We start from the raw sequence: 9087 nt of genomic DNA on the forward strand, positions 1-9087 counted from the left end.
GACAAACTCGTCGTCATCGGGCCGAGCTGCCTGCGGGGGAGCTGGAGATCCCGGCGCTGGCGCTGAGGCAGAATGCGTCGGCGTGGTCGGGGGCGTCCGAGTGGCGCCATCTCTCACCAGGGCGACGATCCCAAAGATGGCGAAAGCCACGACAACCGCGCACCCCAGGCCGATGCCCGCGATCACCCATGCCGAGCGCCACGGCCGCGACAATGCCTCGGTGATGGGCTCCTCCTGCGACCAAGCATGTCCCGGGGCAGCCGCCATCGGCGGCACGATTGTGGTCTCGTCGCCACCAGCAGCGGCCGTTGCCGGTTGCTCTTCAGCTTCGCCGTCGTCGGTCATGTCTCCTGCGCTCCCTGTGCCCCCCTAGTGGTTTGTAAGTGTGCACCTGGGGGCTGACAGTTGTCAGAAATGCTTTCAACTTCACGCACTGCTACAAATGCTGTCACCGCTGTAACCAGCGGCGGCAGAGTGCCGTCGGCTTGCAGAGAAAAGGAATCCCAACATGAAGACGAGAGTATTGATGGCCACGGTCGGCGCTGCAGCGGCAGCCTTGGCCGCTGGTGTTATGTGGACCGCACCATCGGCCTCGGCTGGCACCGACTATTGCAATGCGCTTCCCACCCCCCAGCAAGTTCATGAGTGCAACTGCGGCTTCGACTTCGCCCCGGATAGTCAGGAGTTTCATGATTGCCTGTCGGGAAATGCGGTAGCGCCCGGTCCCGCGCAACCTTAGTTAGGCCGCCGTGGGAATGTCGAGCTTGCTTGTGTAGGTGGCTCCCGCGTAGTGCCGCGCCAGATCACTGATTCAATCTGCTCGGCGGGCGCAACTCCGCAATTCAGAACCTCGTCGCGCAAGTGCCCCCTCCTCTAGTCGCCGAACTCCTCGGCTACAGCTACCAAGTCGCCAACGCCATGCAGAAATCGCCGCTGAACCGTGGTCGCGGTACGTCAAGTAGTGGATGCGAAGTGAAATTGGCGGTGAGAGCGAGCCACAACGGGATAGGTTGACCTTGACGCGAACAGACTCGCGGTCGTCAGGAGGGAGCGGCGAAGCATGACCGAGAAGAACCGCAGATGGTTGCTTGCCAGGCGCCCGACGGGAATCGTGGGCCGGGAACACTTCGAGTGGCGGGAAGAGCCGGTGCCCTCGATCGGCGAAGGTGAGTTTCTAGTTCGAAACCGATGGCTCTCCTGCGACCCAGCGCAGCGGACGTGGATGGAAATCGACACCTATATCCCTGTGCTTCCGCTCGGCGAGGTGATGGCCGCCGCTGGGGCCGGTGTGGTGGTTCAGTCGAAGCACCCCGACTTCGAGGTGGGCGAGCTGGTCTCGGGCGCCTTTGGTTGGCAGGACTATGCGGTCAGTGACGGGTCGGCCTTCGGTGGCCTCGTTCCGCCGCTCAAGATCCCGCCCGGAGTCGACCCTGCGACCGCGCTGTCAGTATTCGGCATCACCGGGCTCACCGCCTACTTTGGCCTGCTCGATGTGGGAGAGCCCAAACCCGGCGAGACGGTGGTCGTCTCGGGCGCCGCCGGGGCAGTCGGATCGATCGTCTGCCAGATCGCCAAGGTCAAGGGCTGTCGTGTGGTGGGCATCGCAGGCGGGGCCCGCAAGTGCAATTGGGTGCGGACGGAGCTGAATGCCGACGACGCGATCGACTACAAGACGGAGGACCTCCCCACCCGTCTTGGCGAGACGTGCCCGAACGGAATCGACGTTTTCTTCGACAACGTCGGCGGCGAGGTGCTTGATGCGGCGCTCGCCAATCTCGCGGTCGGCGCGCGGATCGCACTCTGTGGGATGGTCTCCGGCTACAGCGGATTCGAGAAACGGGCAGCGATCAGGAACCATTTCAACCTCATCCTCCAACGCGGCACTATGCGTGGCTTCTTGGTCTTTGATTACCTCGATCGGGCGATGGAGGCGATCGGTGCGCTCGCAGGCTGGGCTGGTGAGGGAAAGATCAAGAACCAGATTGATGTGGTCGAGGGGCTCGAGAATGCCCCGGACGCCCTAAGGCGCCTCTTCACCGGGGAGAACCTCGGCAAGCAGCTAGTCAAGATCGCAGACGAATAACCAGGAGCCCACCATGGCAACCGCCGTCCCCAAGGCGCGGTGTCGCTCCGCGTAGGGATACGCCACCGAGCTAGCGACGATACGACTGAATCGAATACGGCGGGTTACCGGTAAAACCCGACTTTTCATCAGATGAATCAACCACCGGCCCTCCTGCTGCGGGCGGTGAGTGACGGACGCGCCTGAAACCTCTTGCTGAGCTGGCGATTTGATTGCGTCGTGCGTACGGGTGGCGAGGCGCGGTCGCCGACGCCGATCGGATACGCGTAACGAGGCGTGTGCGCTGTGTTGACCTGCCGTGATGTGATGATGATTCATCAGATGATTCCTTATCGGCAAAGGGGGACGGCATGCAAGCGGACCTACCGCCGCGTGTCCCGGTTTCAAGCGAGAGCGACTGGGCCGAGGAGACACGGGCCCTACTCGACGGGCTAAGGCGGCTCAACATCTTCACCGTCCTGGCCCACCATCCGGACCTGCTGAAGCGCTGGCTGGTGTTCGGGAATCACATCCTGGCCGGCTCGACCCTACCCGCACGCGAACGCGAACTCGTCATCCTCCGCACGGGCTGGCTGTGCCGGTCCGACTACGAGTTCGGGCAGCACCGCGTGCTGGGAACGCGCGCCGGGCTGACCGACGACGAGATCGTGCGGGTCACCGAGGCGGACATCGGCGAGGGGTGGCCCAAGCGTGAGCGCACCCTGCTGCTCGTCACCGACCAACTGGTCGCCGAGCACCGGCTCGGCGACGCCTTGTGGACTGCGCTTTCGGCCGACTGGTCACTTCAGCAGACGATGGACATCGTCTTCACCGTGGGGCAGTACGTCCTGGTGTCCACTGCTCTCAACACATTCCAGGTACCGCTGGACGAGGGATTAGAAGGGTTTCCGAAATGACAGGTCGGCTGCAGGACAAGGTCGCAATCGTCTGCGGTGCGGGTCAGACCGCCGGCACCACCATCGGGAACGGGCGAGCGACGGCGCTGCTGTTCGCCCGCGAGGGAGCGCAGGTGCTCGCCGTCGACCGCGACGAAGCCTCGGTGCGGCAGACCTGCGAGCTGATCGCGTCGGAGGGTTTCATCGCACACCTCCTCATCGCCGACATCACCGACCCCGACAGCCTCACGGCCATCACCCGCACGGCGATCGATCACTGGGGCCGCATCGACTTGCTGCACAACAACATTGGCATCGCCGCAGGCGACGGGAACACCTCCGACGTCTCCGCGCAGGCCTGGGACCGCATCCTGAACGTCAATCTGACCGCAACCTGGGCCACCTGCCGCCAGGTGATCCCCCACATGCGGGAACGCCGCAGCGGCGTCATTCTCAACGTCTCATCCATCGCCGCCGTCTGCGCCGCCCCCTTGGCCGCCTACAAGGTCTCCAAGGCCGGCGTCAACGCCCTCACCCACGCCCTGGCCATAGACAACGCCCGCTACGGCATCCGCGTCAACGCCATCATGCCCGGCCTGATCGACACCCCGATGGCCATCGAGGGCTACGCCCAGGCCACCGGCATCGACCAGGACGCCCTGCGCACCGCCCGCGACAAAATGGTCCCCCTAGGCAACCGCCAGGGCACAGCCTGGGACGTCGCACACGCCGCACTGTTCCTGGCCTCCGACGAAGCCTCCTTCATCACGGGTGCCCTCCTCCCCGTCGACGGCGGCCAAAGCAGCCGAATCGGCTGACCTGCCTTCGTGGATATCTGCCCACGCCGATTCCGACAGTCATTGCCCGTAGTCACAACGCATGGTAAGAGGGCTCGTTCACGGTGCTGGCCCTACACAATTTGTCGGGCAGTAAGGTCAGACCCAGACAACCCTCCGCTCGAATCCGATCTCGGGCCGCGGGGAACTGGCCGCATTGTCAACCTTCAACCTGGCGGGCTACACAGCGCCCACCCCCAAGCAAACATCCATGCGGCGCAACGGGAACCAGCTGATTACGTTACTCTCCCGGCAGGTGCCGGTCACCGCTCAGCTACTTGCTCACCCCCAACTAGCCGGGGGGCCACTAATCCGGCGACGAATACGACCGAACTGAATATGGCGGGTTACCGGTAAACCCGTCGTTTTGCATCAGATGAATCAACTCCCTATTCCCCGATGTACGCGGCGTGGCTACAGCCGATCGTCGAAAACTGGTTCTGAGCAGCTGTTTTGAAAAGACGAATTGGCCTGCAGATGTGGCCGGCGCCGACTAGCCACCAAGTCACCCAGCGGCATGCTGAAATGGCGTCTCAGCGGTGGTCGCGATACGTGACATAGCTAGTGGTTTGGCGCGATGAGCTGTTCACGATGACCTCGACGAAGTCGATCCGCTGGAAGCCAGGCACGAAGTGGGCTAGCACATCGGCGTTCACGGTGCCAAAGGTTGTGTCGGGTCGGTCCTTGAAGCCGTCGGTGAAGGTCTCCAGAATCCGGCGCTTGAAGTCGGGTCGCGGGTGCGCATCGGTGACGGCTTCGAGCGCCGCCGGATCCAGGTCGTCACGGCCTATCCCGAGCACATCAGTCTCCACACCCGCGGTGACCAACGCGATCTCGGGCTCCATGAACTCCGGAACACCGGGCGTTGTGTGTAGGGCGATCGCCGTCCAAACCCGGCCGACATCATCAGCGCCGACCCCGTGCTCGGTAAGGAACCGACGCGCCTCGTTCGCACCGTCGATCTCGAAGCGCTGATGAGTGGTCCGGTATGTCTGAGTCAGACCCAAGTCGTGGAACATCGCTCCGACGTAGAGCAGTTCCGGGTCGGGCTTCAGGCCGCGCCGTAGCCCTTGCAGCATCCCGAACAGGTAGACCCTGCGAGAGTGGTCGAATAGCAGCGGCGGCTCAGCTTCGCGGACCAGTGCCGTGGCCTCGGCCGCCAGCCGCGTATCGGGGATTTCGATGCCCGCGATCTTCTTGCTCACACTAATTCCCTCCTCCACTCGGCCCCAGGGACGCGTGTGCGCGTCGCGCCGACGGAGCCAAACTCGAAGGTGCCGATTCGGGAAGGCGGTAAGTGTGGCGCTCACCATCTGAGAGGTCTCAGCAGAGAGTATTTCACCATTGCCGGGCTCGAGCTGAAAAAAAATACGAACAAGCCACGAACCCGTCGATGACATGGCCGAACGGTACTGCCAGATAGGGCACGTGAGGGCATTACCGCCCGGCGCGGAGGAACGGTCAAGACTGTGGATCGGCGTGTCACGCGACTTGCTGGTCACCTCCTGATTCGTCGGGTTGTTCGACGAGCATGCCCTTCTCGAACCTGGCGCCCGCGCGGACCAGAGCGACGAGGTTGGGGGCGTTGACGGCACGCCAGCGGGCTTGTGCGGACTCGATCAGCTTGAACGCCATCGCGACTCCGGCGGCCCGCGAGCCAGGTCCCTTGGTGACCCGCTGACGCAGCCTGACGGTGGCGAACGTCGACTCGATCGGATTGGTCGTACGCAAGTGGATCCAATGCGCGGCCGGGTAGTCGTAGAACGCCAGCAGCACGTCGATGCGCTCGGTGATCTTGGCAACTGCCTTGGGCCACTTGGCGCCGTAGTCGGCCTCGAATGCTTTGACCGCCTTCATTGCGTGGTCCTTGTCCTCCGCGTTGTAGATCTCCGCGAGCGCGGCTTTCGCACCGGGGTGCGCCGACTTCGGAAGGGCGGCAAAAACGTTCGAGCTGACGTGGAACCAGCACCGCTGCTCTCGGGTGTCGGGGAACACCTCCCGCAAGGCCTTCCAGAACCCCAACGCACCATCGCCGACCGCGAGCACCGGTGCCCGCATCCCGCGCCGGCGAGACGACCGCAGCAGGCCAGCCCAGGACTCGGTGGACTCGCGAAACCCATCGGCAAGAGCCACGAGTTCCTTGGTGCCGTCAGCGCGCACCCCGATCATCACCAGCAGGCACACCTTGTCCTGCTCCAGGCGGACCTTGAGGTGGATCCCATCGACCCACAAGTACACGTAGTCGGTGTCCTTCAACGAGCGCTTGTTGAACGCCTCGGCGTCGTCCTGCCACTGGGCGGTGAGCCGGGTGATCGTCGCCGCGGACAGGCCCGCGGCCGACCCGAGGAACTGCTCCAGCGCCGGACCGAAGTCGCTGCTGGACAGGCCATGCAGGTACAACAGCGGCAGCACCTCGGCCACCTGCGGAGACTTCCGCGCCCACGCGGGCAGGATCGCCGAGGAGAACCGTTGTCGCTCACCGCTATCGGGGTCCACACGCTTGTCGTGGACCCGGGGCGCCCGCACCGGCACCGCACCCGCGGCGGTCAACACCTCGCGTTCACTGTGGTAGCCGTTGCGTACCACCAGCCGATACCCCTTCTCGTCGACCTCGCCGGCATGGGCATCGATGTAGGCGGCGACCTCGGCCTGCAACGCCGTCGCGAGCATTTGCCCTTGCACCGTCACGCACGATCTCGTCGAGCAACGACCCGCCCGCCGTGCCGTTCTCGCTGGCGGAATGTTCGCTTTTTGACCGCGCGCACCGGCTGCTCCCGCTGCCGCAGCGCAGCGACCCGTAAATGAAAGCCGCGCGACACTCTATCGATACCTGGCTGACGAAGCCGTATAACACGGTAGCCGGTGTCCCGCTATAGAGGCGCCTACTCCGTAGGGGATTGACTAAGCCCGAGCCGACGTCAGGACGCGCGAGTCCCCCATCGCTACTCCCCCGGCGGGGAATACGACGGAAACGAATACGGCGGGTTACCGGTAAAGTCCTCCGTTTTCATCAGATGAATCAACCAGTGCCGGTGATCTGCCCGGGAACTGTCCTGACCGTGATCGCGGTTATTTGATTGTTTAGCTGCACTTTTCGCCGTCACTACGGATGTGGGCCTCGTGCGGCGCCAGCCGTGGATACATGCTTACTGAGTTGGATCCGGGTGTCAGCGCTGGATCTAGCGGCGCCGATGTGGTAATGATTCATTAGATGATTCAATGATGCATTGGATGAGACCGGGCTAAATCCACGCGTCGGCTACTCGATCCCCCCAGCAAAGCATTTTCGAGTCTTCGTAGAAGATGGCTGGCCCGACACAGGTGTATGGCTACCCGATGCCCGCCAGCGATCCTAGCTGAACCTGTTTGGGCTGCAGCATGTTTGGGGCAGGCGGGTGGCTAAGCAAGCATGCCGGGGGCAGGCGAGTGCCATATGCCCTGTGGCACAAGCGAATTGCGCGACAATCTTGATCAGCGGCATAGCGCCTATGATCGCGAGGTTTGCGAGGTTTCCCGTTTTCAGCGTCAGCAGGAACCCCCGACGAAATCCTCAAGAAAGCCAACCGCCGAACAACTTCAAAATAACGTATAGGGGACTCATGTTAGATCGATGGTGCCGGTCCAGGGCCAGCCTGCATTGGTCGCCGTAATCAGCCTCATGCCCACACCTTCCCCATTGCTACTTCCTGTATTCCAACACCAATTGAAGGCTTCGTAGGGGAGTTCCGTTCCATACGGCCCAGACCAAACAGCACCATCGTCAGCCTCTGCGTAAAACAATGAATATTCATTTGTCGTCCAGAGTACGGTTGCAGATTGACCTGGATTCAGCCTCCACCAACCTTCTTTCCCCCAGTCACCACCGTCGGGACAGTTTGGGTAGTAATACCCAACTGCAACCCATACGCCGTGTGAATAGTTGTTTTGAAATGCTATCCACATCGCCTTACCCCCCCTTCTTTAGCCGTTCCCGCAGCCGTTCAGCGACAGATAAAGTCGGTATTGGCTTCGTCGAAAGAGGCGGGGTTTTTGCATTGGCGATTTTGGCAGGATCTGCTTTTGTATTCACAAGCCCCGACCGTTCCTGGCTGATAACGGCGTCTTCGATGATTCCGCCGAAAGGACGTATCCTATGAGTCGTTTCGTTTTTCGGAATCAAAGCTTCGCGGACGTCAGCGGGACTAAAAGCGCGGGGTGGCGCGATTTCGGGATTAGACACAACTTACCTCCCTTGGCATCTTGAGGCCACAAACTATACACTCTCACCGACTTGCTCCCATAGCGATGTTGCGATTCCGCGACCCCTGGACGGGATCAAGCGGGGCCAGGCCACCTGGAATACGACGGAATCGAATATGGCGAGTTACCAGTAAACTACGCCGTTTTCAACTGTTGCCCAACGGTTTTGAACACCCGATCGTAACTTGCCCCGCGGTCATCCTTCAGAGCTCCATGACGATTCGCAGCGCCGCGTCGACGCGGCGCACGTCGTCGAGGCTCAGGTATCCGACACTTTCGCCCAGCCGGCTTGGATCGACAGCTGCCGTCTGCTCGGCCAGCACTCGGGTGGCACGACCAGCGATCTCAATTTCAGGTCGAAAGCTCGCCGCGCGGGCAGCCGTCGATGTCGGCGCAACCAGCAAGGTTGATAGCGGGAGTTCGTCGGACTGGACGACGACGGCATAGCGTGTGCCGGATTGCTCATGGCCCCGGCTATCCCGTGCGGCGCGAAGTCGGAAGATCTCACCACGCACGCAGTGTCTCCATATCGCGGAGCACCTGCGCTGCTTCTGCCCTGTCGGCCTCGTCCGCCGCGAGCGCCTCAGCCTCTGCACGAATTGAGGCGGCGGCTTTTCGTCGCGCGGCATCGATCAGTGCTGCTCGAACGGCAGCTGATACCGGAGTGCCATCACGCGTCAATACAGCTAACGCATTCGAGGTGTCTTCGTCGGGCCGGAATGTAATCGTGTCAGCCATAGACACAAGCGTACCACAGATTGTAAGACGCTGTCTTGGCGCTTATCCCCGGGGCTCGAATACGGCGGAATCGAATACGGCGGGTTACCAGTAAACCACGCCATGTTCCCTAACTGTCTGTGCGACAACAGCTTTCGGGATGGTACCTATGACGAAGTCTACAGTGCGAGCGATTTCTAATACGGTTCACATCAACGGATTTCGATGCCGCCGGGCCTGCTCAGTTTCGAGTTTGATGTTTCATCGTGTTAATCGAACTAGTCGATACCCAGTGGGTGGTTCGGAGTGGTTGGGCAAGCGCCGCTCCCCCGCCGGG

At 62.1% G+C, this 9087-nt stretch carries 8 protein-coding genes and 3 pseudogenes; 4 read left to right on the forward strand and 7 right to left on the reverse strand.

Features of this window, described 5'->3' with window-relative positions; genetic code table 11:
* Positions 1-345 (reverse strand): annotated as a pseudogene (locus tag ACLP9N_RS40365) (hypothetical protein); the annotation flags it as partial.
* Positions 346-813: 468 nt separating this feature from the next.
* Between ACLP9N_RS40365 and ACLP9N_RS40370 the strand changes: the two are divergent.
* The 4 genes and pseudogenes from ACLP9N_RS40370 to ACLP9N_RS40385 all read left to right on the forward strand — a co-directional run.
* Positions 814-962, forward strand: a pseudogene (locus ACLP9N_RS40370) (recombinase XerD); the annotation flags it as partial.
* Positions 963-1060: 98 nt separating this feature from the next.
* Positions 1061-2083, forward strand: a complete 1023-nt coding sequence (locus ACLP9N_RS40375) for an NADP-dependent oxidoreductase (RefSeq protein ID WP_442412642.1) — start codon at positions 1061-1063, stop codon at positions 2081-2083.
* A gap of 350 nt (positions 2084-2433) precedes the next feature.
* Positions 2434-2979, forward strand: a complete 546-nt coding sequence (locus ACLP9N_RS40380) for a carboxymuconolactone decarboxylase family protein (RefSeq protein ID WP_442412643.1) — start codon at positions 2434-2436, stop codon at positions 2977-2979.
* Positions 2976-3776, forward strand: a complete 801-nt coding sequence (locus tag ACLP9N_RS40385; RefSeq protein ID WP_442412644.1) for an SDR family NAD(P)-dependent oxidoreductase — start codon at positions 2976-2978, stop codon at positions 3774-3776. Before ACLP9N_RS40380 ends, ACLP9N_RS40385 begins: the two co-directional genes overlap by 4 nt.
* 551 nt (positions 3777-4327) lie before the next feature.
* On the opposite strand, the gene ACLP9N_RS40390 is transcribed toward ACLP9N_RS40385, so the two are convergent.
* From ACLP9N_RS40390 to ACLP9N_RS40415, 6 genes and pseudogenes are all read right to left on the reverse strand, one after another.
* On the reverse strand, positions 4328-4999 hold the full coding sequence (locus tag ACLP9N_RS40390; RefSeq protein WP_442412645.1) for an HD domain-containing protein: 672 nt from the start codon (positions 4997-4999) through the stop codon (positions 4328-4330).
* A 277-nt stretch (positions 5000-5276) separates the two neighbouring features.
* Positions 5277-6501: pseudogene (locus tag ACLP9N_RS40395) on the reverse strand (IS256 family transposase).
* Between the two features lie 890 nt (positions 6502-7391).
* A complete protein-coding gene (locus tag ACLP9N_RS40400; RefSeq protein WP_442412646.1) occupies positions 7392-7736 on the reverse strand; it encodes a DUF1036 domain-containing protein in 345 nt (114 codons plus the stop codon).
* 4 nt (positions 7737-7740) lie between these two features.
* The gene (locus ACLP9N_RS40405; RefSeq protein ID WP_442412647.1) at positions 7741-8013 is read right to left on the reverse strand and encodes a hypothetical protein; all 273 of its coding nucleotides are present in this window, start codon (positions 8011-8013) and stop codon (positions 7741-7743) included.
* 223 nt (positions 8014-8236) lie between these two features.
* The gene (locus tag ACLP9N_RS40410) at positions 8237-8548 is read right to left on the reverse strand and encodes a type II toxin-antitoxin system PemK/MazF family toxin (protein WP_442412648.1); all 312 of its coding nucleotides are present in this window, start codon (positions 8546-8548) and stop codon (positions 8237-8239) included.
* Positions 8538-8771: a hypothetical protein gene (locus ACLP9N_RS40415; protein WP_442412649.1), complete on the reverse strand. Its 234-nt coding sequence runs from the start codon at positions 8769-8771 to the stop codon at positions 8538-8540. Before ACLP9N_RS40415 ends, ACLP9N_RS40410 begins: the two co-directional genes overlap by 11 nt.
* Between the last annotated feature and the right edge of the window lie 316 nt (positions 8772-9087).

This window comes from Mycobacterium sp., from assembly GCF_052144515.1.
Taxonomy (GTDB): Bacteria; Actinomycetota; Actinomycetes; order Mycobacteriales; family Mycobacteriaceae; genus Mycobacterium.

Coding starts and splice junctions, on each gene's coding strand:
- ACLP9N_RS40375 (WP_442412642.1), top strand. CDS start 1,061: ATGACCGAGAAGAACCGCAGATGGTTGCTTGCCAGGCGCCCGACGGGA.
- ACLP9N_RS40415 (WP_442412649.1), bottom strand. CDS start 8,771: ATGGCTGACACGATTACATTCCGGCCCGACGAAGACACCTCGAATGCG.
- ACLP9N_RS40385 (WP_442412644.1), top strand. CDS start 2,976: ATGACAGGTCGGCTGCAGGACAAGGTCGCAATCGTCTGCGGTGCGGGT.
- ACLP9N_RS40380 (WP_442412643.1), top strand. CDS start 2,434: ATGCAAGCGGACCTACCGCCGCGTGTCCCGGTTTCAAGCGAGAGCGAC.
- ACLP9N_RS40400 (WP_442412646.1), bottom strand. CDS start 7,736: ATGTGGATAGCATTTCAAAACAACTATTCACACGGCGTATGGGTTGCA.